This window comes from Streptomyces enissocaesilis (assembly GCF_039533765.1).
Classification (GTDB): domain Bacteria; phylum Actinomycetota; class Actinomycetes; order Streptomycetales; family Streptomycetaceae; genus Streptomyces; species Streptomyces enissocaesilis.
In genome coordinates this window covers 77497-100020 of sequence record NZ_BAAAUD010000018.1, presented here as the reverse complement: position 1 = coordinate 100020, position 22524 = coordinate 77497, and the positions used below count along the sequence as shown (strand labels likewise).

The following is a 22524-nucleotide window of genomic DNA, read 5'->3' as shown; positions in this document are numbered from 1 at the left end:
CCCGTGCGGAGCGGTGTGCGGGCAGCACGATCGCCCCGGCCGCGGGGAAGCGGCCGGGGTGCTCGTGGTGGTGCCCGTGGGTCCTTGCGTGCCGGAAAAGCCCGTTCCAGAAGCTTCAGAGGCTTTGGCTTCAGAGGCTTTAGAAAACGATCAGGGCGCGGCCCCCCTTGCCCGCCAGCATGTTGTCGAACGCGGCGGGAATGCCGTCGAGTCCGATCCGTTCGGTGACCATGCTGCTCAGGTCGAGGCGGCCGGCGCGGATGTGGCCGGCCAGTACGGGCAGATCGCGCACCGGGTCGGAGTTCCCGTAGACGCAGCCCGAGAGCGTGCGGCCGAAGTGGAAGATCTCCAGGGCGTTGAAGGTGACCTGCTGGTCCTTGCCGCCGATGCCGACGACCGTGGTGCGCCCGCCGCGGCGGGTCGATTCCCAGGCCGTGCGGATGGTGACGGCCCGTCCCACGCACTCGATCGCGACGTCGACGCCCTGCGCGGCGCCGGTCAGCTTGCGGATCTCCTTCGCGGTGGTCTCCGAGGCGACGACGAAGTCGGTGGCCCCGGCAGCCCGCGCCAGCTCCTCCTTCTCCGGGGAGACGTCGACGGCGACGATCCGCCCGGCCCCGGCGATCCGGGCGGACTGGAGGACGGCGAGGCCGACCCCGCCGACGCCGAAGACGGCGACCGACTCGCCCTCGCGGACCCGCGCGCTGTGGTGGACGGCTCCGTACCCCGTGAGGACCGCGCACCCGAGCAGCGCCGCGTCGGTGAGCGGGATGCCGTCGGGGACCGGCAGGACACAGTTCGCGGCGACGACGGTCTCCTCGGCGAACGCCGCGACGTTCAGGCCGGGGTGGAGGTCGGTGCCGTCGGCGGTACGGGCGTGGACGGCACCGGCGCCGGACAGGGCGTCGGCGCACAGCCACACCTCGCCGATGGAGCAGTGGTGGCAGCTGCCGCAGGAGGGCGCCCAGTTGAGGACGACCGGGTCGCCGGGGGCGACGTGCGTGACGCCCTCGCCGACGGAGACGACGGTGCCGGCGCCCTCGTGGCCGAGTACGGCGGGGACCGGCACGCGCATGGTGCCGTTGGTCAGGGAGAGGTCGGAGTGACAGACCCCGGCGGCGGCGAGCCGGACCCGCACCCGGCCGGGACCGGTCTCCGGTAGCTCGATGTCGGTGATCTCCAGCGGAGCACCGACGGCGGACAGGACTGCGGCACGGACGCGGGCCATGGTGTGCGTTGCTCCCGGATCAGAACTGGAGGGACTTGGTCTGGAGGTACTCGGAGAGGCCGTGCGATCCCAGCTCGCGGCCGACGCCCGACTGCTTGTAGCCGCCGAAGGGGGCGAGCGGGTTGAAGCGTCCGCCGTTGATGTCGACCTGGCCGGTGTCCATGCGGCGGGCGAAGGCGACGGCCTCCGCGTCGTCGGCCGCCCAGACGGCGCCGGCGAGACCGTAGACGGTCCCGTTGGCGATCCGCAGGGCCTCGTCCTCGTCGGCGTACTTCAGGAGGGAGACGACCGGTCCGAAGATCTCCTCCTGGGCGATGGTCATGTCCGGGGTGACGTCCGCGAAGACGGTCGGGGCGACGTAGTAACCCGTGTCGAGCGGGGCCTCGGGGCCGCCCGCGACGATGCGCGCTCCCTCTTCGACGCCCTTCTCGATGTAGCCGCGCACGCGCGCCTGCTGCTTGGCGTTGACCAGCGGGCCGACGCGGTCGCCGACGGTGTACTTCGCGACGGCGGCGGCAGCGGTGGCCACGGCCTCGTCGTACTGGTCCTCGTGGACCAGCATCCGGGTCCAGGCGCTGCACGTCTGGCCGGAGTTGCCCATGACGTTGGCGACGCCGACGCCGACCGCCTTGGCCAGGTCCGCGCCCGGCAGGATGACGTTGGCCGACTTGCCGCCCAGCTCCAGCGCGACGCGCTTGACGGCGGCGCCCGCCGTCGCGCCGATCCGCTTGCCGACGGCGGTGGACCCGGTGAAGGAGACGAGGTCGACGCCCTCGTGCTCGGCGAGCGCCTGCCCGGCGACCGGTCCGAGGCCGGTGACCAGGTTGAAGACACCGGCGGGGAGGCCGGACTCGTCCACGGCCTCGGCGAAGAGCTGGGCGGTCAGCGGGGTGTCCTCGGCGGGCTTGAGGACGACCGTGCAGCCGGCCGCGAGGGCGGGGGCCACCTTGGCAACGATCTGGTGCAGCGGATAGTTCCACGGCGTGATCGCGCCGACCACGCCCACCGGCTCCAGGAAGACGGTGGAGTTCCCGACCTTCTCCTCGAAGGAGTACGTCGCGGCCAGCTCGGCGTACGAACCGGCGACCAGGATCGGCACGCCCGCGTGCACCGTCTGCGAGAAGCCGAGCGGCGCGCCCAGCTCGGCGGTGACCGTCTCGGCGATCTCGTCCTTGCGGGCCACCAGCACGTCACGCAGCGCGGCGATCTTCGCGGCCCGCTCGGCGGGCGGGGTCTGCGCCCAGAGGGGGAAGGCGTCGCGTGCGGCGCGTACGGCCGCGTCGACGTCCTCGGCGGTGCCGGCCGGTACGTGGCCGATGACCTGCTCGTCGGCCGGGTTCACGACCGCGATCGTGTCCTGGCCTGCGGCTTTCTGCCACTGGCCGCCTATGTACATCGCGTCGTGGGGCTTCATCGCATTCCTCCAGGGGTGGCGTTCGGCGTCCACACCCCAAACTAGCGCTGTTAGTTTTTGGGCGCCAGGGGTCCCGGCGCCATGGGACGATGCACGGGGGTCGGCAGCGAGCCGGTCCGATGAAAGGACGTCGTCACATGGCAGCCGGGTTCTCGGAATGGAAAGTCAATCGGCACTACGCGGCGAACGACCGTGTCGCGCACCTGGGCAAGCAGTATCGCTGCCTGGTGGCGCACACGTCGAACTCCGCGTCCAACCCGAAGACGACCGTCAAGATGTGGCAGAAGCACACCGACTAGCCGCCGTGGCCGCCGCGCGCGGCGGGGGCGGGGAAGTCCGCCCGGGCGCGGGCCGGCGATCTTCGCGGCGCGCTCGGCGGGCGGATCCCACGCCCGGAGCCGGAGGGGGAAGGCATCGCGCGCGACGCGTACGACCGCGTCGACGTCCTCGGCGGTGCCGGCCGGTACGTGGCCGATGACCTGCCCATCGACCGGGTTCACGACCGCGATCATGTCCTGGCCCGAGACTTTCCGCCACTGGCCGCCGATGCACATCGCGCCACGGGGCTTCATCGCATTCCTCCAGGGCCGGCGGTGGCGCCCACGCCCACGCTCCGAACCGGCGCTGTCAGTTTCCGGGCGCCAGGGGCCTCGGCAGCCTACTGCGCCCGCCAGAGCGCCGGCGCGTTCGGCGGCTCCCAGCCCGCCTGTGCGGTGTGCGCCTGCAGACAGGCGTAGGAACGGCCCCCGTAGGCGGCCCGGTCACCGGCCCGGTACGCCGCACCCGCCTTCCAGGCGCCGCCGGTCGGCGGATCGGTCGGGTCGGACGGGTCGCCGGGCCCCGGCGACTGCGGCACGTTCAGTACGAAGTCGTAGCTCGCCTCGCGCGCCGGGCCGTTCGCCCGGACCGTCATCAGCAGCTCGGGGTCGAAGATCGTGTCGGTGCTGTTGCGCGGCTCACCCGGAAAGTACAGCTGGGTCGTCAGTACCGGACGGTTGGGCGCCTGCGCCTTCACATGGATGTGGCGGGTACGCCCCGGATACAGCCCCGGCACGATGGTGGTCAGCGAGAACGCCCCCTGGGCGTCGGTGAACTGGTGACCCCTCAACCGGTAGCCGCTGTTGTCGTACGCTCCATTGGTGTCCGCCTGCCAGAAGTCCAGCAGAACGTTCGCGATCGGCCGACAGGCCGCCCCGAAGACGAAGCCGGTGACGGTCAGCCGGGTGCCCTGGGTGCTCGCGTCGACCAGTGAGGTGCGGCGCGGCGAGTTCGGCTTGAAGTAAGGCCCCTCGGTCTGCGCGGGGGTCGGGTCGTCCCCGTCGTCGCAGGCCGGGGTGAAGACGGGTGAACCGCCGCTGTCGCGCGCGGTCCGCGCGAGCGCCGGTACGCCGGCCATCGCGATCGGCACCGAGGCGCCGGCCGCGAGGGCGGCTTTCAGTACGGTCTTGCGGCTGAGGTGATTGTCGTGGTCCATCGACGGACTCCTTGAGGAGATCTTCGGATCGGATGCGATCGGGGATGTGATCCGAAGTTACGCAGGCGGCCGGGGGTGGTCGATGGACGGAATGCGGTAGTCGTGGTGCAAAGCACCGCTGCCCCGCCGGAACTCGCTGGGGCTGAGGCCCGTCTCCCGCCGGAAGTACCGGCAGAAGTACGCGGGATCGGAGAAACCGACCTCCCCCGCCACCTGCCGTACGGTCAAGTCGGTCAGCGCGAGCAGCCGCTTCGCCTCGTGGGTCCTGGTCTGCCGGACGAGCTGCCCCGGGGTGCGGCCGGTGACGTGTTTGACGACCTCGTTGAGGTACCCGACGGTCACCCCCATCTGCGAGGCCCAGGACCGCACCGACCGGACGCCGGACCCCGGGCCGGCCAGCAACCGTACGAATTCCTGCGCCACGGCATCCGCCCGTCGCGGGCTGCCGGGACCATCGCCGTCACCGCCGGGCCCGGACATGCGGGCGGCGCGGAGGATCAGTACGTGAAGGAAGGCGCGCAGTACGGCGGCGAACTGCGGGCGCCCGAGGGCGTATTCACGCTCCATGTCCGCGACGAGTGGGGCGAGGTCGGCCATGTCGGCGCGGGAAAGACTGAGCCAGGGCCGTTCGCCGAGCATGCGCAGGACGTCACGGTCGGCCGGGTGATCGAGGAGGAAGTCGTCGGTGAAGAGGATGACCACGCCTTGGAGATCCGAGACGTCCTCCCAGTAATGCACCTGTCCGGGCACGACGAAGCACAGGTGCGGAGGGCGCAGTTCCCACCGGGACAGATCGATGACGTGGGCGCCCGTCCCGCCCGTCACGTGAACGATCTCGTAGAAGGTGTGCCGGTGCGGGAACCCCGCTCGTGAGAGCGGCCCGATGGTGTCGAAGGACCCGATGGCGAACGGCAGGAGGTGGGGTGCGGGCACCTCCAGCCGGTGCAGTGGTACGGGACCGTCGTCCATCAGCCTCGCGCGGCGAGCGCGAGGAAGTCCGCCCAGGCGCGGGGCGGGAGGGCGAGGACAGGGCCGGACTTGTCCTTGGAGTCGCGGACGTGGACGGTGCCGGGGCAGGCGGCTACCTCGACGCAGCTGTCGCCCTCGGTCCCGCTGTAGCTGGACTTGTGCCAGGACAGGGCGACTTCGACGCAGTCGTCTCCCTGCGTTCCGCTGTAACTGCTCTTGAACCAGGCGAGTTCAGTGGTGCTCATAGCGCTCCTCGCATTCGCTCCAGCAGGCCCCTGGAGTCCTTGGGCGAGAGGGTCTGCGAGCGCAGTGTTGCATACCGTCGAAGAAGTACGGCTACCTCTTTCGGGTCAGCGATCAACCGGCCGTTCTTCTGCCCTTCGGAGTAGGCGAGTCGCCGCCCGTCCGGCGTCTCCAGCAGTTGCGCCGGCCCATCCAGACTCGCCGAGCTGGCCGCGAACGCCGTCACTCACGGTCGCGTCCCCGGCCGCGACTTCGAACTGCGGCTCACGCTCGACGCCGTGGGCCTCCTGCGCATCGAGGTCACCGACGCGCGCGCGGAACGGCGGCTGCCCGCGCCGCCGCCGCTCGCCCCGCCCGCCGAGTCGGAGGCAGGGCGCGGCCTGCTGCTCGTAGAGGCGCTGGCCGACACGTGGGGCGTCACCGGACGACAGGTCGGCAAGACGGTGTGGGCGACGCTCCGGCCGTGAACCGGAGGATCAGAAGCCGGCGCGGACCGGATCGTCGAGACGGGCCACGGACTCCTGGGCGTAGGCGCGCCTGTAGGCGTCGCGGACCCGCTCGATGTGCGGGTCCCGGGCCTTCGCCTGCGACGCCGGGTAGAGGAGGATCAGCTCGTACGAACGCTCGCGCTCGATCGTGCCGCCGGCGTCCCGCCACTGCCCCCAGCCGTCCTGCACGGTGAGGCCGTCGGGAAAGCTGCCCGTCACGTGCCGGTCGACGAAGTCCGCGAACTGCCGGTCGGTGACGTCCGGGCCGCCGTCGGGCCGCCCGGTCCCGAAGAACAGCCGCGTTTCCACGTACGCCTCGCCCCGGGCGGCGGCTCGGGACGGCGGGGCCTCCTCGCCGAACGTGGCGTACGCGGCGGGGGCGCCGACGGCGAGGAGTACGCCCGCGCAGGTGGTGGCCAGGCGGGCGGGTGTGATCCGGAGTGGCACGGTGGAACCCTTCGGTCGGTCGGAATCCGCGGTACGGGAAAGCCCCCCGACCGGGCCGGTGACAGACGACCGGATCGAGGGGCTTTCCCGTACCGCGGGGACCGGAGCCGTCAGGCGTACTTCACGTCCGTGAGGTGGGCGAAAACGACGACGTTGGAGCCGTAGCCGGTCTTCTTGTCGAAGCTCCCGCCGCAGGTCAGCACCCGCAGCTCCGGGCGGCCGGTCTTGTTGCCGTACACCTCCGTGTCGGGGAAGGCGTCCTTCTTGTACGTCCGCACGGCGTCGACGGTGAACACCGCGGTCCGGCGGTCCTCCCGTGCGACGTTGATGACGTCGCCGGGGTCGAGTGCGTTCAGGTTCAGGAAGATGGCCGGGCCGGTCCGGGTGTCCCGGTGGCCGACGAGCAGGGAGGTCCCGGCCTCCCCGGGGGTCGGGCCGTCCTTGTACCAGCCGACCAGGCGGGGGTCGTCCACCTGCGGGGTCGCCAGGCGGCCGTCCGGGTCGAGCCCGAGGCCGATGACGGGCGCCTCGATGGTGAGGGCGGGCACGGCCACCCTCACGACGGGAGAGGGCGGCAGCGGCGGATGCGACGCCAGGACCGGTGTCGGCGTAGGTGTCGGCCTGGGCGCCACGGATGTCGCGGCCGGCCGGGTCTCCGTCGGCGTCGGCGTCGGAGCCGCCGGCGTGGACACCGGCGGCTCCGGACTCGGTGAACTCGGTTTCGGCGCCGGGTTCTTGGCGGCCGTGTCGTGAGCGGCGGCGACCGGGGCGTCGGGGGGCGTATCGCCGCACCCCCGGACGACACCGGTCACCAACGACACCGTCGCGGCCGCCGTCATCGCCAGGCGGCAGCCCCGGCTCGGTCCGCGCCGACGGCTGTAGGGGGTGTTACGCGGCGCCATGGGCGCGGCGGCGGGCCCGTCGGACGAAGATCAGCCCGGCCACCCCGGCGGCACCCGCGACCAGCGCGGGGGCCACGGCGCTCGACGAACCGGCTTCGGTCCCGGTACCCGTGCCCGAGGCCCCGCCGCCGCCCGCGGGGACGGGGCCGCGCGGGGCGGGCTTCTCGGTGGCCTTCTCCACGGCCTTGTCGTCGTTCTTGGCGCAGTCGACCTTGAAGATCTTCTGCTTGGAGACGCCGCCCGGGAACGTCCAGTTGAGCTGGTAGTGCCCGTTCGGGAGCGAGAAGTCCGCCGTGTGCCCCTCGCCCTTCACCATGACGATGCCACCCGTCAGGATGGGCTCGGCGGGCGCCTTCGGCTGCGGAGGGGTGACCGTCCAGTTGACCAGCTGCACCGTCTCGAAGTTGGACGCGGCCAGGTTGAACGTGCAGACCTCGTAGTGGTCCTTGGTGTCGGAGAAGCTGGTTCCAGCCTTGTGGATCTTGATTTCTCCGCTGTCACCGGGCACGGCGAGAGCTGCCGACGCGCCCCACAGGGACACCCCTGCGAGAGCGAGCGTGGCGAGGGCGGCCGTGCCCGAACGGACACCGTGGGAGCGGAGAGATGCCGAGGTGGTCATGCGGGGCTCCTTCAAGCCGAGATGATTGTCGTACTGATCACTCGATCGCCTGATTAGATGTCACATATCGGGCGTGAAGAAGCGGCGAAACGCTGAGAAATCGTCAGATGTAACCTGACTGGCCGACAGGAACCGTCTGCCGCCCGGGGGACCCGGGGCGTCCGCACCCCCGCGGGGCCTCCTACGTCGCGGGGGTACGGCGGGGCGCGGGCGCGGCGGGCGCGTCGGCGGCCCGTTCCGCGGGGCGGGGGCCCCTGTCGCGTACCGCCAGGGCCGAGGCGCCCAGGAGCAGGACCGCCAGCATCGCGAACGGGGCCGCCGTGCCCGCCGCACCGGCGACCAGGCCCGCCGACACGGGTGCCGCGACCTGGCCCAGACGGTTGCCGGTCAGCCGCAGCGCGAGCGCCGTCGAACGCGCTTCCGGCGGGGCCGCCCGGACCACCGTCGTCATCGACAGGGGCTGGCCCGCCCCCAGGCAGAACCCGAGGGCGGCCAGCGTCGGCGCCATGCCCCACACCGGCACCGGCAGCGCCACGCCCACGCACAGCAGCCCGGCCAGCAGGCAGGTGACGGTCAGCAGCGCGGTGCGGCCGAGCAGCCGGATCATCGGCGTCATCACCAGCCGGCAGGCGATCGTCGCCGCGGCCCGCAGGCTCAGCAGCAGGCCGACGACCGAGGGCGGGATCCCCCGGTGTTCGCCGATGACCGGGAGGTACGCGGTGAGGATGTCGGTCGCGGAGAGCACGGCGAGGCTGATGAAGATCCCGGCCGGTACGCCGCGGGTACGCAGGATGCGGTGGACGGGCACTTTGGCGTGGTCCGCACCCTCCACGCGCTCCGCCCGGTGTTCGATCCGCCAGAGCGAGGTGAGCGAGACCGCCGCGACGCCCGCCGCGACGGTCAGGGCGAGGGCGCTGGTGCGGGCCGTCGCGCCCTCGTGCCCGTCGACCAGCAGCCCGGCGGCGACGGGGCCGGCGAGCTGGCCGAGGGAGGCGCCGATGGTGAAGTGGCCGAAGTCGCGGTCCTGTTCGGCCGGGGCGGACTGGCGGGCGACGATCGACTGGGCGCCGATGACGAAGCACAGGTGCCCCAGGCCCATCACACCGCTCCAGGCGGCCATCGCCGCAAGGGAGTTCGCCGTGCCGCCGGCCGCGCAGCCGCCCGCGATCAGGAGGACGCCGACGGGCAGGAGGGGGGCGCACCGCCCGTGGTCCGTCCGGCGCCCCAGCGGTACGGCGGCGAACAGGGGCAGCAGCGCGTACACGCCCGCGATCACACCGATCGCGCGCTCGTCCGCGCCCAGGGCGAGGGCCCGGTACGAGACGGCCGGGCGCGCCATCGACACCGCCGCCTGCGCGAAGCCGAAGGCGATGACGAGGCGCAGCAACCACCCCCGGCCACGCATCAGATGATGCCGAAGAGGATTCCGGCGCCGAGCACCACCAGCGAGGTGAGCGCGGCCCATTTGACGGTGAACCTGGTGTGGTCGCCGAACTCGACCTTGGCCATGCCGACCAGGACGTACACGGCGGGCACGAGCGGGCTGGACATGTGCAGGGCCTGGCCGACGAGGGACGCGCGGGCGATCTCCAGCGGCGAGACGCCGTGCGCCGCGCCCGCTTCGGCGAGTACGGGCAGGACGCCGAAGTAGAAGCCGTCGTTCGACATGAAGTAGGTCAGCGGGAGGCTGAGCAGACCGGTGACGATCGCCATGTGCGGGCCCATGCCCTCGGGGATCGCGCCGACGAGCCAGTCGGCCATGTGCTTGACCATGCCGGTGCCGGTGAGCACACCGGTGAAGACGGCGGCGGCGAAGACCATGCCGGAGACGTTGAGGACGTTGTCGGCGTGGGCGGCGATACGGGCCTTCTGGTCGGCCATGTTCGGGTAGTTGACCGTGAGGGCGAGGGCCGCGCCGATGAGGAAGAGCACCGGGATCGGCATCAGCTGCATGATCATCGCGGTGAGCAGCGCGACGGTGAGCCCGGCGTTGAACCAGTAGAGACCGGGGCGCAGGGTGGCGCGGTGGGGGTCGAGCCCCTGGAAGCCGTCGCCGTCGGCGGAGTACGCGGGACCGGTGTCCGCGTCGGCGGCGTCCCCCGTGCCGCCGGTGCTCCTGCGGGGCTCCTCGCCACCGGCGCCGGCCGTGACCAGGACCTCGGCGTCCGCCTCCACCTGGACCGCCTCGTCCAGCGTGAGGTACCCCAGCCGCTTGCGCTCCCGCCGGCCCAGCACGTACGCCAGGACGAAGACGAAGACCAGGCCCGCGCCGAGCGCCGGGATCATCGGCACGAAGATGTCGGCCGCGTCCAGCTTCAGCGCGGTGGCGGCGCGGGCGGTCGGCCCGCCCCAGGGGAGGGTGTTCATGACACCGTTCGCGGTGGCGGCGACGCCGGTCATCACGACCAGGCTCATCCCCAGCCGCTTGTACAGCGGGTACATCGCCGAGACCGTGATCATGAAGGTGGTCGAGCCGTCGCCGTCGAGCGAGACGATCGCGGCGAGCAGGGCCGTGCCCACCACGATCCGCATCGGGTCGGCCTTGCAGAAGCGCAGGATGCCGCGCACGATCGGGTCGAAGAGTCCGACGTCGATCATCACGCCGAAGTACACGATGGCGAACATCAGCATCGCCGCCGTGGGCGCGAGATTGCCGACGCCCTCGAGGACGTAGTCCCCGAGCTCGGCGCCCTGTCCGACGAACACGCAGAAGAGTGCCGGGATCAGTACCAGCGCCGCGATCGGTGACATCTTCTTCGTCATGATCAGGACCAGGAAGGTCGCGATCATGACGAAGCCGAGGATGGTCAGCATGTTGGGATACCTCACGTTCGCCCTTGGACTTCCACCAGACCAGGCGGTTCGTCGACGTTAGGTCCCGCTGCGACGCGTTAACAAGATGTTGACGTGCGAGCAATAAGCGCAAAACCCCAGGTCACGATATGGGCGCTACGTCGACGGGGAATCCGTTGAGCACCGCTGTGCCGGACAGCGGGTCGAGTCGGCTCCCGTCGAGCAGTTGGTTGACGTTGACGCCGGGGGTGGCGGCGGCGACCGCGGTGCGGGCGCCTTCCCGGTCGTGTCCCCAACCGTGCGGCAGGCTCACCACTCCGGTGCGTACCGTGTCCGTCACCTCCACCACGGCCTCCAGCGCGCCCCCCTCGGCGCTGATGCGGGCGGGCGCCCCGTCGGTGAGACCGAGCCGCGCCGCGTCGTCGGGGTGGACCTGGAGCGTGCAGCGGTTGCTGCCGCCGTTGAGCCTCGCGATGTTGTGCATCCAGCTGTTGTTGGACCGCAGGTGGCGGCGGCCGACGAGCACGAGCCCGGCGGGCCGCTCGCCGAGCGCGCGCCGCAGCCGGGGCAGGTCGGCGGCGAGGGGCGCGGGCAGCAGCTCGACCTTCCCGCTGGGGGTCTTGAGGACCTGCGGAAGGCGCGGCCGCAGCGGACCGAGGTCGATGCCGTGCGGGTGGGCGAGGAGATCGTCCAGTACGAGGTCGTACGGGCCCAGGCGCAGCATCATGTCGAGGCGGCGCTCGGGTCCGCCGCGCCCGGTGAGTGCGGCGGCGAGCCGTTCGGGGTCGTCGCCGTGGACGGGCGAGTGGGGGGTGGCGACGGCCTTGGCGAGGGCGCGCTCGATGACGAGGTCGTCGACGGACGCCGGATCGGCGCCGTGCATGCCGCTGACCGCGAGGATCAGCCGGGCGTGGATCTCGCTCTCGTCCATCCGCCCGTCCTCCAGGGGGACGGCGGCCGGGGTGTAGCGCACCTGGTTGCGCACGGCGAAGCCGTTGAAGGCGAAGTCGAAGTGCGCGCTTTGGGACGGCGGCGGCGGGGGCAGGACGACATCGGCGTGGCGCGAGGTCTCGTTGAGGTACGGATCGACGCTGACCATGAAGTCGAGGTGCCCGCTCAGGGCACGGTCGAGGCGGAGCCCGTCGGGCGCGGAGAGCACGGGGTTGGCGGCGATGGTGACCAGCGCGCGCACCCGCCCCTCCCCCGGGGTGTCGATCTCCTCGGCCAGTGCGGCCAGCGGCAGTTCGCCCTTGGCCTCCGGGTGGCCGCCGGCCCGGCTCTTCCAGCGGCCGAGCGCGAACCCCCTGCCGGGTCCGGCGGGGCGGGGCGCGGGGGCGGTGGCGGAGAGCGGGAAGAGGGCGCCGCCGGGGCGGTCGAGGTTGCCGGTGAGGATGTTCAGTACGTCGACGAGCCAGTTGGCCAGGGTGCCGAACTCGACGGTGGAGCTGCCGACCCGGCCGTACACCGCGGCGGTGGGCGCGGCGGCGAGCCCCCGGGCCAGCAGGCGGATCTCGTCGGCGGGGACGTCGCAGGCCGCCGACACCGCCTCGGGCGTGAAGTCCCTTACGGCTTCCCGCACTTCGGACAGCCCTTCGGTCCACTCCCCCAGCTCTCCCAGGTCCGTCAGCTTCTCCTCGAAGAGGACCTGGGCCAGCGCGGCGAGCAGCAGCGCGTCCGTACCGGGCCTGATGGGGACGTGCCGGTCGGCGAGCCGCGCGGTGCGGGTGCGGCGCGGGTCGACGACGACGAGCGTGCCGCCGCGGCGGCGCAGCGCCTTGAGCCTGCCGGGGAAGTCGGGGGCGGTGCACAGGCTGCCGTTGGAATCGAGGGGGTTGGCGCCGAGGAGCAGCAGATGGTCGGTCCGGTCCAGGTCGGGCACCGGGATGGCGAACGGGTCGCCGAAGAGCAGCCCGCTGGACACGTGCTTGGGCATCTGGTCGACGGTACTGGCGGTGAAGAGGCTGCGGGTGCGCAGCAGGGAGAGGAGGAGGGGCGGGTAGAGGGCGCCGGCCATGGTGTGGACGTTGGGGTTGCCGAGCACGACGCCGACGGAGTTCGGCCCGTACGCCTCGACCAGCGGCCGCAGCCGGGCGGCGACGAGGTCGAACGCCTCGCTCCAGGTGGCTTCCCGCAGGACGCCGTCCTCGCGGACGAGGGGCCCGGTGAGCCGGTCGGGGTCGGCGTCGAGGTCCGCGAAGGCGGCGCCCTTGGGGCAGACGAAGCCGTGGCTGAAGACGTCGTCACGGTCGCCGCGCGCTCCGGTGACCGTGGTGCCCTCGATGGTGAGGGTCAGGCCGCAGGTGGCTTCGCAGAGCGGGCAGATGCGCAGGGCGGTGCGGGATGCTGCGGCTTCGTCTTGACCGGGCATGGGCCCTCCAGGGGCGGCGACGGTGGCACGGGGCACGGGAGCACAGCCGAGCATACCGACCGGTAGGCACGGCGGGGAGGGCCGGACCGGCGGAGATCAGTCGAAGGTCTTGGCCAGGTAGGCGTGCAGGACGGCCCGGGTCTCGCCGATGAGGTCCGGATCACCCGACGGCCGGACCCGGAAGGCCAGTTGGAGGAGGGCGTCGGCGGCCTCGACGGCGACCAGGACCGTCCGGCGCAGGGCGGCGTCCGGGGTGCGGCCGAGGTGGGCGCAGAGCAGGTCGGTCAGGCGGTCGGTGACGCGGTGGTCGATGTCGGCGCCCGGTTCGCCGACCGGGACCTGGACGCCGAAGTCGACGAGGGCGAAGCCGGGGGCGGTGCGCTTCATGGCGATGTACTCGTCGAGCACGGCGTCGATGGCGCCGCGCCAGTCCTCCCCCGGCAGGGCGGAGATCCGGCCGCTGATCCGCTCGGCGTAACGGTCGAGGTTGCGCAGGGCCAGCGCGTCGGCCAGGGCACGCTTGTCGGTGAAGAAGCGGTAGACGGAGCCGATGGGCACGCCCGCGCGGGCGGCGACGGCCCGGGTACTCAGCCGTTCGTAGCCCACTTCGTCGAGGAGCTGGGCACAGGCGTCCAGTATCCGGGCGAGCCGGTCGGCACTGCGCTGCTGTACGGGGGGTCTGCGGAGCGAGTTCGTCGGGGGCACGGGCCCATGATGCCGACAGTCCCGCGGGCACGGCACCCGTTGACGGGCACGCCCTCGAATCCTACTGTCGACCATAGGATTCACGCAGGTATCCTTCGGCACCACGGGAGCGGACGATGAGCGGCATCGAGCAGGCGAGAAAAACGGCCGAGGGACTGGCCCACTCCTCGGGCTTCGGCAACGAACACAGCTCCGAGGCGATCCCCGGCGCGCTGCCGCACGGCCGCAACTCGCCCCAGCGCGCACCCCTCGGCCTGTACGCCGAGCAGCTGAGCGGATCGGCCTTCACCGAGCCGCGCGCCCACAACCGCCGCTCGTGGCTGTACCGGATCAGGCCGTCGGCGGCCCACCCGCCGTTCGTACGCACCGACAACGGCCACGTGCGCGGCGCGCCCTTCACCGAGACCGTCCCCGACCCGAACCGGCTGCGCTGGGACCCGCTGCCCGAGCCCGCGCCCGGCACCGACTTCCTGGCCGGCCTGTGGACGGTGGGCGGCAACGGCGACGCGACGCAGCGCACCGGCATGGCGATCCACCTCTACCACGCCAACTCCGCCATGACGGAACGGGTGTTCAGCGACGCGGACGGCGAGCTGCTGATCGTTCCGGAGCGCGGCGGCCTGCTCCTGCGCACCGAGTTCGGCCTGCTGCGCTGCGAGCCCGGGCACATCGCGCTGATCCCGCGCGGGGTGCGCTTCCGCGTGGAACTGCTGGACGAGAGCGCCCGCGGCTACGTCTGCGAGAACTACGGGCAGCCCTTCCAGCTCCCCGACCTCGGCCCGATCGGCGCCAACGGCCTGGCCAACGCCCGCGACTTCCTCGCTCCGGCGGCGGCGTACGAGGACACCGAGGGCCCGGTCGAAGTCGTCAACAAGTTCTGCGGCAACCTCTGGTCGGCGACGTACGACCACTCACCCCTCGATGTCGTCGCCTGGCACGGCAACCACGTCCCGTACGTCTACGACCTGCGGCGCTTCAACGTCATCGGCTCCATCAGCTACGACCACCCGGACCCGTCGGTCTTCACGGTCCTCACCTCGCCGTCCGACACCCCGGGCCTGGCGGGCGTCGACTTCGTCGTCTTCGCGCCGCGCTGGCTGGTCGGCGAGGACACCTTCCGGCCGCCGTACTTCCACCGCAACGTGATGAGCGAGTACATGGGCCTGATCGAGGGCGCGTACGACGCGAAGACCGCCGGAAAGGGGGGTTTCGTGCCGGGCGGCGGCTCGCTCCACAACATGATGTCGGCGCACGGGCCCGACCGCGAGACCTTCGACCGGGCGAGCGCCGCCGAGCTGAAGCCGCAGAAGATCGACGACGGCCTGGCCTTCATGTTCGAGACGCGCTGGCCGGTCACGGCGACCGCGCAGGCGGCGACCGCCGACCACCTCCAGACGGCGTACGACGACGTGTGGCAAGGTCTGCAACGCCACTTCAGGTCGTAGTACGAACCGTGCCTACGGAGACATGAGCCCGTGACCGCATTCGCCCCCGACTCGCTGGTCCTGAACCGGAAGCTGCCGCTCTGGTACCAGGTCTCGCAGTCCCTGCGCGCCTCCATACTGGGCCGCACGCCCGACGCGGCGCTGCGGCTGCCCACCGAGGAGCAGCTCGCCGCGCACTACGGCGTGAGCGTGCTCACCATGCGCCAGGCCCTCAAGGAGCTGGAGGCCGAGGGCCTGATCAGCAGGCACCGGCGGCGCGGCACGTTCATCGAGCCGGGCGCCCGGCGCGGCGCCCCGCGCCGGCTGCTCGGCTCGATCGACGCGATCGTGGCCCAGCAGTCCGGGGAGCTGACGACGATCCTGGGGCACGGGCCCACGCCCGTGCCCGGGGACCTCGTCGAGCACTTCCCGGACACGGACGAGGTGATCACCTACCGTCGGCTGCGCAGCGACGGGGAGAGCGGCGAGCCGACCAACTGGGCGGAGAACGCGGTGCGCCCGGAGGTCGCCGCCGGCATCGACCTGGCCGATCTCGAACGCTGGCCGATGACGAAGGTGCTGCGCGACGCGGTGGGCGTACGCATCAGCAAGATCACGGACACCGTCGAGGCGCGGCTCGCGGACCCCGAGACGGCCGGCCTCCTCCAGGTCCCGCTGCTCAGTCCGATCCTGCACTACACGGGTGTGACGTACGACCGGGAGGGGCGGGTCGTGGACGTGGCCCGTATCCGGTACCGGGGCGACCGCTTCTCCTTCTCGGTGACGGTGGACGCGCACTGACCGGCCGGCCGCCGTGGCTACCATGCCCGCATGACTGCGACGCGGTCCGGGGTCCCGGACGCTGCCCCGTTGCTCGGTGAACTCATGCCCTGGTCGGTGGCGCCTCCGCGGCTGGGCCGCGACTGGGTGCTGGCGCCGGACCGGCGTACGCTGCGGGCCCGCTGGGACGCGCTGGTACGGGCCGAAGGCGCCCGGCGCGAGGAGCTGTTCGGTGCCACCCGGGCGCGCACGACGCGCAGTGCGGTGGCCGCGCTGCCGGGGCAGCGGACCGGTACGGGCCGGCTCGCGCGGGAGAGCGGGCCCTGCCCTGAACCGGTGCGCGTCCTGCACGGCCCCTTCGACGAGCAGTGGCTGATCCCGGACCACCGGCTGATCGACGCCGCCCGGCCGGAGCTGTGGCGGGTGGCCGACGCATCGCACCAGCTCTTCGCCGTGGAGCAGGGGTACGCGCCCGGTCCGGCGGCCGGACCCGCGCTGCTGGTCGGCGCCCTGCTGCCGGACGGCCGCTCCCCCGCCGGCCGCCCCGGACGCATCCGCCCGCTGTACCGCCGCCCCGGCGGCCGCGAACCGAACCTGGCGCCGGGGCTGTTGCAGCTGCTGAGCGGGCGGTACGGGCACGAGGTCGCGGCCGGGGACGTGCTGGCGTGGGCGGTCGCGGCGGCGGAGGCGTCACCGGCGGGGGCGGTGGTGCCGCTGCCGGCCTCGGCGGAGGTCTGGGCGGCGGGGGTCGGGCTGGGGCGGCGGATGACGGCGGTGCGGGTGCGCGGTGCGCGGGGCGGGGAGCGTCCCCGGCTGCCGGGCGGCCGGCGCCCGTACGTCCGGTCGGCGGTCACGGCGTGGCCCGGCGCACTGCGGTACGACGCGGAGGCGGAGGTGCTGCACCTCGGGGAGGGGCGCGTGTCGCCCGTACCGGCGGCGGCCTGGGACTTTCACGCGGGCGGGGTGCGGGTGCTGGAGCTGTGGTTCGAGCGGCGTACGGCGGTGGGCGAACCGGGCACGCTGGAGGCGATCCGCCCTTCGGCGTGGCCCAGGGAGTGGACGTCCGACCTGCTGGAACTGATCACGGTCCTGACGCTGCTGGCCCAGCTGGACGCGGGCCGGGAGGAGTTGCGGGAGGGCAAGCGGATCACCCGCGACGAGCTGGCGGAAACGGGGGTGCTGCCGGTGCCGGACGCGGCGCGGCGCCCGGCGTCGGTCCTGGACCACCAGGAGGAGGGCCCGGAGGGCCAGTTCGCGCTGCTCTAGGACAGCGCGGCGGGCGCCCGCCCGGTGCGCCGAGGGCGTCGCGAGAGCCCGGCGACGGCCCGTGCCCTGGCGCTGGGGCACGGACGTCAGGGCACGAAGAGGAAGAACACTCCGACGAATCCGGCCGCGCCGAGGGCGGTTCCGGCGGCCGCGGTCCCCATACGTCCGACGCCCTGGCCGGCGTGGTGCATGCCCGCCACTCCGAAGACGACGGCGAGGGGTCCGGCGAGGAGCGCCAGGGGGAACACGGGCACCCATGGCCAGAGCGCGGAGAGGACGCCGAGGACCAGCGCGGTGGGGCCCAGCGCGACGGCGGGCGTGTCGGTTCGGCCGGGCACGATCGGTTCAGGCATGACCCGTTCCCCCTTTGAACGCGTTCAAAATATCCGGTGAGCGTAGCGGCAGGGCCGGGCGACGGGCCGGTCGGGGCCAGGAATTCGCCCCGGGCGGGGGCACCGGGAACAGCGGCGGCGGCCCGGACGGGGGTCCTCCGCCACACGAAGCCGCTCACCACGCGTTCCAGCATCCGCCCGAACGCGCCGTCCAAACCGACCGGCCCGGCGTCCTCCGCGAACGCCCGCGCCACGGGGGCGGCCGCCTGGTCGCCGGTGCCGCTCGCGGTCTTCGCGCCGCTCACCGTCCGCAGGTACGCGAGGAGCGGACGGTGAGCGGCGGCCTCCGGCCCCGGACGGCGGCCCGCTGCCGGTTGTTGTACGAGGCGGCCGGTTCGCGCGCCGCCCCCGGCGGGTTTTCCGCCAACGTGTCCGAGTGACAAAGGTGTTACGTACACGATAGTCAGTGCTGTCATGAGCACTCAGCCCCAGACCCTCCCCCTGGAGGGCATCACCGTCGTCGCCGTCGAGCAAGCCGTGTCGGCGCCCTTCGCCACCCGCCAGCTCGCCGATCTCGGCGCCCGCGTCATCAAGATCGAGCGCCCGGACGGCGGCGACTTCGCCCGGGGCTACGACACCGCCGCGCGCGGCCTCGCCTCGCACTTCGTGTGGTGCAACCGCGGCAAGGAGTCCCTCGCCGTGGACCTGAAGGACCCACGCGGCCTGGACGTGGTGCGCCGGCTCGTCGCCGGAGCCGATGTGTTCGTGCAGAACCTCGCGAACGGCGCGGCGGCGCGGCTCGGCCTGGACGCCGCGGCCCTGTGCGCCGCGCACCCGCGCCTGGTCGCCGTCGACATCTCCGGGTACGGCCCCGACGGCCCGTACGCCGACAAGCGGGCGTACGACATGCTCGTCCAGTGCGAGGCGGGGCTGGTGTCCGTCACCGGCACGCCCGAGCAGCCCGTCAAGGCGGGGATTCCGGCGGCCGACATCGCGGCGGCGATGTACGCGTTCTCCGGGGTTCTGGCCGCGCTGCTGCGGCGCGGGACGACCGGGCTCGGCGGGCCGGTCGAGGTCTCGATGCTGGAGGCGCTCGGCGAGTGGATGGGGCATCCGCTGCACCACGGGATGCACGGGGGCGGGGCGCCGGCGCGCACCGGGGTCGCGCACGCCGTCATCTCGCCGTACGACGCCTACCCGACGGCGGACGGCGGCCAGGTGCTGCTGTCGGTGCAGAACGACCGGGAGTGGCGGCGCCTGGCCGAGCGGGTGCTCCGGCGGCCGGAGCTGGCGGACGATCCCGCCTTCGCCACCAACACCGCCCGTACGCGCAACCGGGTCAAGACGGACACGGTGGTCGCGGAGGCGCTGGGAGTGATGAGCGCGCCGGAGGCGATCGCGGCGCTGGATGCGGCCGGGATCGCCTGCGCCCGGCTGAACACGGTGGCCGACGTGGCGGCGCATCCGCAGTTGGCGGCGCGAGACCGCTGGCGGGAGATCGGTTCACCGGCGGGGCCGCTGCGGGCGATGCTGCCGCCGATCACGATGCCGGGCGGGGCGGACCCGCTGATGGGTCCGGTTCCCGCGCTCGGCGAACACACCGACGCGCTGCTGCACGGCCTGGGGATGACGGACGTACAGGTGTCAGCGCTGCGCCGGGACGGTGTGGTCGCCTGAGCGCGTCCGTGAATCCGGTCCGCCCGGGTCAGTGGCGGCTGCCGAAGAGCGAGCGACGCAGCCGCCGCAGCGGGGCGAAGAGCGAGACGCGCGCGCCCCTGCCCGTCCGCGAGTGCGCGACATCACGTGATGTGAGCTCGCGCATCAGCAGTGTCGCCTCCGCCGCCTCGCCGAGCGGTACGGCTGGTCCGCCGAGCACCGCGAGATGGCGGTCGAGGCGCGAGCTGGTCGCACCGCTCCCGCATGTGATCGCAGGCACTCGAGGCCTGCTGCGCACCGTTATCTGTTCCATGTCACTCCCCACCCGTACGAGGGCACCCGGCCCGGGCAGGTTAACCCTATCCCCCCGCCAGGGCACACATGTATCCCGCCCCTGTGATTCACCACCGTAGTACGGGTGTTGACGATCACTCTCCGAATACATCTGATTCCAGGGCGAGTTGGACAGTTTACGCACCATGCCCCCTCGGACGGGCGGACTGAGGCCCAAAAACGCTGCCCATGACTTGAGTTGAGCCGGCTTCGACGGGTTTCCGTCGTGATGACGCTCCGCCGCGGACAGGGGGCTCGTCGGCGAGCGAACAGCCGGACGACGAGCGGCGGGCGGCGGGCCGTTACCGCCCGCCGCCCGGGGCGAAGGCGGCGACGTCCACCGCCGGCCGCGACCCGGCCGAGGGGAGGGCGAAACAGGTGGAGCACGCCGAGCGGCGCACCGGGTGGGCGGAGCCCTTCACGACGGGATCCGCGTGGAGGCCAGGGACCCGGTGCGGGCCGCTTCCGGCACCGGGTCGTTCTCGCCGGTCCGTGAGCAGGAGGCCCCGGCTCCGCCGGACGGAGCCTCCTGTCCGGCCGGCGACGCGGCGGATGCGCGGGTCAGGCGGCTGAGGTGAAGACGGGCAGGTAGCCGCCCGACTGGCCTGCCGCGGTGGGGTGGTACGAATCGCCGACGTTGGTCCACTTCACGCTGTGCAGCCACGGCGCCGACGAGCAGATCTCGTGACCGGTGAAGGCATCGGTCACCTGCGCGAAGGTGTAGCCGTGGTCCGCCGCGCGCTTGGCCGTGGCGGCGTTGAGGTGGTCGGAGGCGTCGTTGATCGCGGCGCGCTCCCTCTCGGTGAGCCCGGCGATGCAGCTGCCGCTGAGCTTGTAGAAGCGGGGGTAGCCGAGCACGACGACGTGCGCCGCCGCGGCCTTCGCCCTGACCGCCGAGTACACGGAGTCGAGCTTGCCGGGGAGGGTGGTGTCGACGTAGGCGCGCGCCTCGGCGATCCGGGCCAGGCAGGCGGAGTCGGACTGGAGTACGCACGTCGTCATGACGTCCGCGAAGCCGGCGTCGTTGCCGCCGACGGTGAGGGAGACGAGGTCGGTCGAGGCGTTGAGCGGTCCGAGCTGACTTGCTGTCACATCACCCGTACGAGCGCCCGAGCAAGCGGTGAAAGCGAACGTCGAGGGTGAATGCGACGCCGCCCACAGGGCCGGGTAGGCGCGCGTGCTGCGCTTGCAGGCGCCGCTGGCGCTGTCGTAGCTGCCGGCCCCGACACCCGAGGAATAGGAGTCGCCGAGGGCCACGTAGTCCGGGGACGAGGCCTGTTCGGCCGCGTGCGCCGCGCTCGCCCCGGTGAGGGCGAGCGCGGCGGCGAGCAGGAGCGAGGATGAGAACGCCGCGATTCGGGATCGTTTCATGGAGCCTCCCTTAGCAGGATTTCCGCCTCGACTTTCGTAGCAGTCCCCCCACTTCACCGGAAGCGTCCATGCCAAGAACTTTCGCCGAGATCTTCCGCACCGCTTCTCCACATGCTTGACGCGCCCGAGCGGGCTGAGCGACATTGAAGCCCGGCATCCGGCGCGTCGGGGGGCAAAGTCGCCAATGCAGGCCATCGGTAACAAGCCATCAGCGGCTGTCACGGACTCGCTGCCCGTCCTCGCGGGCGCGGCGCTCGCCGTATCGGCGGTCGGCGCCGTCCTGGCGCTCGCCGACCTGACATCGCCGCTTCGCGCGCCGTTCACCCTCTTCTTCCTGATCGCGGCACCGGCCTGCGCCGTGGCCGCGGGACTTCGGGGCCTGGAACCGCTGGGCCGCCTGGTGGCATCGGCGGCGGGAGCGGTGGCACTGAACCTGCTGGTCGCCCAGACGATGCTGGCCACGCACATCTGGTCGGTCAGGGGCGGGGTCGCGGCGATCACCACGATCAGCGCCCTGCTCTTCCTCCTGACGCTGGTACGGGTACGGGTACGGCGCCCCGGCGGCCCCACGGCGAGAAGGCGGACCTCCTGACATGGACCGCGACATCAGCGTGCACCGCCCCGGCGAGCTCGGCGCCGCCGACCGGGCGGCCTGGACCGCCCTGCAGTCCAAGGCCCACCTCCACGGTTCGCCGGAGCTGGCGAACCCCTTCCTCTCCCCGGAGTTCGCGCTGGCCGTCGGCCGGTACCGGCGCGGGGTGCGCATAGCCGTCGTACGCGAAGACGGGGAGCCCGCCGCCTTCTTCCCGTACCAGAGATCCGCCGCCGGCGTCGGCCGGGCCGTCGGTCTCGGGGTCTCCGACAGCCAGGGCCTGGTGCACGGGCCCGGCTTCGCATGGGACGCGCGAGAGCTGCTGCGGGCGTGCGGGCTCGCGCTGTGGGAGTTCGACCACCTGGTACAGGGGCAGGAGCCGTTCGAAGCCGGAGCCACTGGCTCGTTCGCCTCACCCGTGATCGACGTCCAGGACGGTTACGAGGCGTACCTCGCGCACCTGCGGAAGAACGCGCCGAAGTTCGTCAGGTCGACCTCCCTCAAGGAACGCAGGCTGCTGCGTACGGTCGACGAGCTGAGGTACGTGCACGACGAGCGCGATCCGGCGGTGCTGCGCACGCTGATGCGCTGGAAGTCCGCGCAGTACCGCAGGACCGGACGCAGCGACCGCTTCACCCAGTCCTGGATCACCGGGCTCGTGGAACACCTGTTCCACACCCGGACGGACTCCTTCAGCGGTCTGCTCTCGGTGCTCTACGCGGACGGCCGGCCGATCGCCGCGCACTTCGGTCCGCGTTCGGAGAGGATCATCAGCTGCTGGTTCCCCGCCTACGATCCGGAGTTCGCGAAATTCTCGCCCGGCCTGCTGATGCACCTGCGCATCGCCGAAGCCGCCGCCGCGGAAGGCATCGCGTACATCGATCTCGGCCGCGGCCAGAAACAGTACAAGAACTCCCTCAAGACCCGCGAGATAACGGTCTCGGAGGGCTGGGTGATGCGCCGTCACCCCGTCGCACTCGGGCATTGGGCGCACCGCGCTCCGGTCCGGGCGTTGCGCAATACCGTGGTCGAACGGCCGGAACTGTTCGAACCCGCGGACAGGCTGCTCAAACGGATCGGGGAATTCCGATCGGGACGGTCGCATATCTGACCGTTGAAC

Annotated in this window: 23 protein-coding genes and 2 pseudogenes; 8 read left to right on the top strand and 17 right to left on the bottom strand. The window is 72.3% G+C overall.

Translation table 11 applies throughout. The features are described 5' to 3' along the window. Window positions 1–139: 139 nt before the first annotated feature. Both ABD374_RS08925 and ABD374_RS08920 read right to left on the bottom strand, forming a co-directional pair. On the bottom strand, window positions 140–1228 hold the full coding sequence (locus tag ABD374_RS08925) for a Zn-dependent alcohol dehydrogenase (RefSeq protein WP_344493214.1): 1089 nt from the start codon (window positions 1226–1228) through the stop codon (window positions 140–142). Window positions 1229–1247: 19 nt separating this feature from the next. Next, window positions 1248–2642, bottom strand: a complete 1395-nt coding sequence (locus tag ABD374_RS08920; RefSeq protein WP_344493212.1) for an aldehyde dehydrogenase family protein — start codon at window positions 2640–2642, stop codon at window positions 1248–1250. Between the two features lie 137 nt (window positions 2643–2779). Between ABD374_RS08920 and ABD374_RS08915 the strand changes: the two genes are divergently transcribed. Next, window positions 2780–2941: a carbohydrate-binding protein gene (locus ABD374_RS08915; RefSeq protein WP_344493211.1), complete on the top strand. Its 162-nt coding sequence runs from the start codon at window positions 2780–2782 to the stop codon at window positions 2939–2941. 45 nt (window positions 2942–2986) lie between these two features. On the opposite strand, the pseudogene ABD374_RS08910 reads toward ABD374_RS08915, so the two are convergent. From ABD374_RS08910 to ABD374_RS08890, 5 genes and pseudogenes are all read right to left on the bottom strand, one after another. After that, window positions 2987–3214: pseudogene (locus tag ABD374_RS08910) on the bottom strand (aldehyde dehydrogenase family protein); the annotation flags it as partial. An 86-nt stretch (window positions 3215–3300) separates the two neighbouring features. Beyond that, window positions 3301–4116 carry a dioxygenase family protein gene (locus tag ABD374_RS08905; RefSeq protein ID WP_344493210.1) on the bottom strand — a complete coding sequence of 272 codons (816 nt, stop codon included), beginning with the start codon at window positions 4114–4116 and terminating at the stop codon, window positions 3301–3303. A gap of 57 nt (window positions 4117–4173) precedes the next feature. Beyond that, window positions 4174–5085, bottom strand: a complete 912-nt coding sequence (locus ABD374_RS08900) for a helix-turn-helix domain-containing protein (RefSeq protein ID WP_344493208.1) — start codon at window positions 5083–5085, stop codon at window positions 4174–4176. Next, a complete protein-coding gene (locus tag ABD374_RS08895) occupies window positions 5085–5330 on the bottom strand; it encodes a DUF397 domain-containing protein (protein WP_344493206.1) in 246 nt (81 codons plus the stop codon). The genes ABD374_RS08900 and ABD374_RS08895 overlap by 1 nt, the downstream gene beginning before the upstream one ends. Beyond that, window positions 5327–5530 (bottom strand): annotated as a pseudogene (locus tag ABD374_RS08890) (Scr1 family TA system antitoxin-like transcriptional regulator); the annotation flags it as partial. The pseudogene ABD374_RS08890 and the gene ABD374_RS08895, both read right to left, overlap by 4 nt. Before the next feature lie 4 nt (window positions 5531–5534). Between ABD374_RS08890 and ABD374_RS08885 the strand changes: the two are divergent. Then, entirely contained in the window at window positions 5535–5795 is a 261-nt protein-coding gene (locus ABD374_RS08885) for an ATP-binding protein (RefSeq protein WP_344493437.1), read from the top strand. A 9-nt stretch (window positions 5796–5804) separates the two neighbouring features. Here the strand turns inward: ABD374_RS08885 and ABD374_RS08880 are convergent, their stop codons facing one another. The 7 genes from ABD374_RS08880 to ABD374_RS08850 form a co-directional block, all read right to left on the bottom strand. Then, window positions 5805–6263: a DUF3574 domain-containing protein gene (locus tag ABD374_RS08880; protein ID WP_344493204.1), complete on the bottom strand. Its 459-nt coding sequence runs from the start codon at window positions 6261–6263 to the stop codon at window positions 5805–5807. Window positions 6264–6373: 110 nt separating this feature from the next. Beyond that, on the bottom strand, window positions 6374–7102 hold the full coding sequence (locus ABD374_RS08875) for a class F sortase (protein WP_344493435.1): 729 nt from the start codon (window positions 7100–7102) through the stop codon (window positions 6374–6376). Window positions 7103–7151: 49 nt separating this feature from the next. Further along, on the bottom strand, window positions 7152–7784 hold the full coding sequence (locus tag ABD374_RS08870; RefSeq protein WP_344493202.1) for a hypothetical protein: 633 nt from the start codon (window positions 7782–7784) through the stop codon (window positions 7152–7154). A gap of 181 nt (window positions 7785–7965) precedes the next feature. Continuing rightward, window positions 7966–9189, bottom strand: a complete 1224-nt coding sequence (locus ABD374_RS08865) for an MFS transporter (RefSeq protein WP_344493200.1) — start codon at window positions 9187–9189, stop codon at window positions 7966–7968. Further along, window positions 9189–10598: a CitMHS family transporter gene (locus tag ABD374_RS08860; protein WP_344493198.1), complete on the bottom strand. Its 1410-nt coding sequence runs from the start codon at window positions 10596–10598 to the stop codon at window positions 9189–9191. The genes ABD374_RS08865 and ABD374_RS08860 overlap by 1 nt, the downstream gene beginning before the upstream one ends. A 121-nt stretch (window positions 10599–10719) precedes the next feature. After that, window positions 10720–12945 (bottom strand): molybdopterin oxidoreductase family protein, encoded by a 2226-nt coding sequence (locus ABD374_RS08855; RefSeq protein ID WP_344493196.1) that lies wholly within the window; start codon window positions 12943–12945, stop codon window positions 10720–10722. A 96-nt stretch (window positions 12946–13041) separates the two neighbouring features. Next, on the bottom strand, window positions 13042–13650 hold the full coding sequence (locus ABD374_RS08850; protein WP_344493194.1) for a TetR/AcrR family transcriptional regulator: 609 nt from the start codon (window positions 13648–13650) through the stop codon (window positions 13042–13044). 116 nt (window positions 13651–13766) lie between these two features. Between ABD374_RS08850 and hmgA the strand changes: the two genes are divergently transcribed. Genes hmgA through ABD374_RS08835 form a run of 3 tightly spaced genes read left to right on the top strand, consistent with a single transcriptional unit; the run spans window position 13767 to window position 17120 of the window. Next, on the top strand, window positions 13767–15095 hold the full coding sequence (hmgA, locus tag ABD374_RS08845) for a homogentisate 1,2-dioxygenase (protein WP_344493192.1): 1329 nt from the start codon (window positions 13767–13769) through the stop codon (window positions 15093–15095). 30 nt (window positions 15096–15125) lie between these two features. Next, window positions 15126–15875 (top strand): GntR family transcriptional regulator, encoded by a 750-nt coding sequence (locus ABD374_RS08840; RefSeq protein WP_344493190.1) that lies wholly within the window; start codon window positions 15126–15128, stop codon window positions 15873–15875. A 30-nt stretch (window positions 15876–15905) separates the two neighbouring features. Continuing rightward, entirely contained in the window at window positions 15906–17120 is a 1215-nt protein-coding gene (locus ABD374_RS08835; RefSeq protein ID WP_344493189.1) for a type ISP restriction/modification enzyme, read from the top strand. 86 nt (window positions 17121–17206) lie between these two features. Here the strand turns inward: ABD374_RS08835 and ABD374_RS08830 are convergent, their stop codons facing one another. Beyond that, on the bottom strand, window positions 17207–17473 hold the full coding sequence (locus ABD374_RS08830) for a hypothetical protein (protein WP_344493188.1): 267 nt from the start codon (window positions 17471–17473) through the stop codon (window positions 17207–17209). Window positions 17474–17926: 453 nt separating this feature from the next. On the opposite strand from ABD374_RS08830, the gene ABD374_RS08825 reads away from it, so the two are divergent. Continuing rightward, window positions 17927–19129, top strand: a complete 1203-nt coding sequence (locus ABD374_RS08825) for a CaiB/BaiF CoA transferase family protein (protein ID WP_344493186.1) — start codon at window positions 17927–17929, stop codon at window positions 19127–19129. Between the two features lie 28 nt (window positions 19130–19157). Here ABD374_RS08825 and ABD374_RS08820 read toward each other — a convergent pair whose 3' ends face one another. Beyond that, on the bottom strand, window positions 19158–19421 hold the full coding sequence (locus ABD374_RS08820; protein WP_344493184.1) for a hypothetical protein: 264 nt from the start codon (window positions 19419–19421) through the stop codon (window positions 19158–19160). A gap of 581 nt (window positions 19422–20002) precedes the next feature. Next, window positions 20003–20812 carry an SGNH/GDSL hydrolase family protein gene (locus tag ABD374_RS08815; protein WP_344493183.1) on the bottom strand — a complete coding sequence of 270 codons (810 nt, stop codon included), beginning with the start codon at window positions 20810–20812 and terminating at the stop codon, window positions 20003–20005. Window positions 20813–20996: 184 nt separating this feature from the next. On the opposite strand from ABD374_RS08815, the gene ABD374_RS08810 reads away from it, so the two are divergent. Continuing rightward, the gene (locus tag ABD374_RS08810) at window positions 20997–21404 is read left to right on the top strand and encodes a hypothetical protein (protein ID WP_344493181.1); all 408 of its coding nucleotides are present in this window, start codon (window positions 20997–20999) and stop codon (window positions 21402–21404) included. Window position 21405: 1 nt separating this feature from the next. Then, the gene (locus tag ABD374_RS08805; protein ID WP_344493179.1) at window positions 21406–22515 is read left to right on the top strand and encodes a GNAT family N-acetyltransferase; all 1110 of its coding nucleotides are present in this window, start codon (window positions 21406–21408) and stop codon (window positions 22513–22515) included. The last annotated feature ends 9 nt before the right edge of the window (window positions 22516–22524 follow it).